2 protein-coding genes are annotated in these 1443 nt (G+C 64.8%); both read left to right on the top strand.

All coding sequences use genetic code 11. From position 1 onward, the window contains the following. Positions 1-168: 168 nt before the first annotated feature. Complete coding sequence (locus AVT10_RS15500) at positions 169-1113, top strand: hypothetical protein (RefSeq protein WP_066693491.1); 945 nt, start codon at positions 169-171, stop codon at positions 1111-1113. A gap of 20 nt (positions 1114-1133) precedes the next feature. Continuing rightward, positions 1134-1443: HesA/MoeB/ThiF family protein (locus AVT10_RS15495; protein WP_198158612.1), on the top strand; the 310-nt coding region annotated here is incomplete at its 3' end.

The raw sequence follows: 1443 nt of genomic DNA, 5'->3' as shown, positions 1-1443 counted from the left end.
TCACAGGTTCAAATCCTGTCCCCGCAACCAAACCAAAAAGCCCGCATGTCTAACGACTTGACGGGCTTTTTGCGCTTAGGCGCGCGCGACAGGCGCCCAAGCCGCAATCCTTGAGCCAGTCGTGCGCGTCGTGATACGCATTGCCACCGACGTCCCGACGAGGAACGCATGCGGCCAACGGCAATCTTCAGCGCATTCTCCGGGAAATACCTGCTCCTACGCTTTCCTGCCGGGCGCCAGTACCGCGTCGAAATCGCCGAACGCCCCACTAGCATCCTGTCGCCGACTGATCTGGCAGCACTGCAGGCCGCCTGCCGCGACGTTGTGGCTAGCTGTCTGGACGGGCGGCAGCTCGATTACGGGTTGTTCGCGCCTGACGGGGCCGCATGGGACCGCAGCGTGGTCACCTTGGTCCGGCGGGCCGGCGACAGCCGACCCATTGCGTTCAACGCCATGCCGTTGCTCAGGGTGCAGCGTGGCGGCCTGCCGGACGACGTGCTGCATCTTGGACTTGTCATGGTCGATCCGGCCGAGCGGAGTGGGGGGCTGTCATGGATTCTCTATGGCCTGACCTGCTTTGCGCTCTTCGTCCGGCGTGGCCTGCGCCCGCTATGGATCAGCAGCGTGACACAGGTGCCCGCCGTCGTCGGCATGGTCGCGCAGACGTTCGACGACGTGTATCCCGCACAGGCGGGCACCCGGCCGAGCTTCGCCCACCAGCACCTTGCCTATCAGATCATGCGGAAGGAGCGCGCGGCGTTCGGCGTCGGCGAAGACGCAGGGTTCGACCCGGCAACGCAGGTCATTACCAATGCCTATACCGGCGGGTCCGACAATCTGAAGAAGAGCTTCGCCGTCGCCGCCAAGCATCGCGATGAACGCTATAACCGGTTCTGCGCCGAAACGCTGGACTATGTCCGAGGCGACGACGTGCTGCAGATCGGTCGTATCGACCTGTCGACCGCGCGGCGGTTTCTGGCGAAAAGCGTTCCTCGCAGCGCCATTCCGCAACTGGGCGTGCAGGCGATCATCCTGACGATCCAGGCCATCGTCGCGCCGCTGGTTCAGTGGTTGGCTGCGGATCAACCGTTGGGAAGATTGAGGGGGGGATGAGCGGGTTTTGCTATGATGGGATGACGGTACGCAACCGCGGGTTCGTCACGGCGGACGAGCAGGCGCGGTTGCGGGCGGCTAAGATATTGATTCCGGGGGTCGGCGGCATGGGCGGGGCCGCGTTCATGGCACTGGTGCGCGCCGGCGTCGGCCGCTTTGCCATCGCGGATATCGACCGTTTCGAGCTGTCGAACCTGAACCGCCAGCTGTTCGCCACGCTGGACACCATCGGCGAGGACAAGGCGACGGCGGCGCGGGCCGGCGCGCTGCGGATCAACCCGGAAGTCGAGATCGAGCTTGAGCAGCCCCCATCGGGTGGTCCGGGTTATT

Origin of the sequence: Sphingomonas hankookensis (genome assembly GCF_001619955.1) — a bacterium.
Taxonomy (GTDB): domain Bacteria; phylum Pseudomonadota; class Alphaproteobacteria; order Sphingomonadales; family Sphingomonadaceae; genus Sphingomonas; species Sphingomonas hankookensis_A.
Note: the sequence above shows the minus strand (reverse complement) of the source record. Positions and strands in the feature narration are given on the sequence as shown.

Excerpts from the sequence above, each read along its gene's own strand:
- AVT10_RS15500 (WP_066693491.1), top strand. The coding sequence starts at position 169 with ATGCGGCCAACGGCAATCTTCAGCGCATTCTCCGGGAAATACCTGCTC.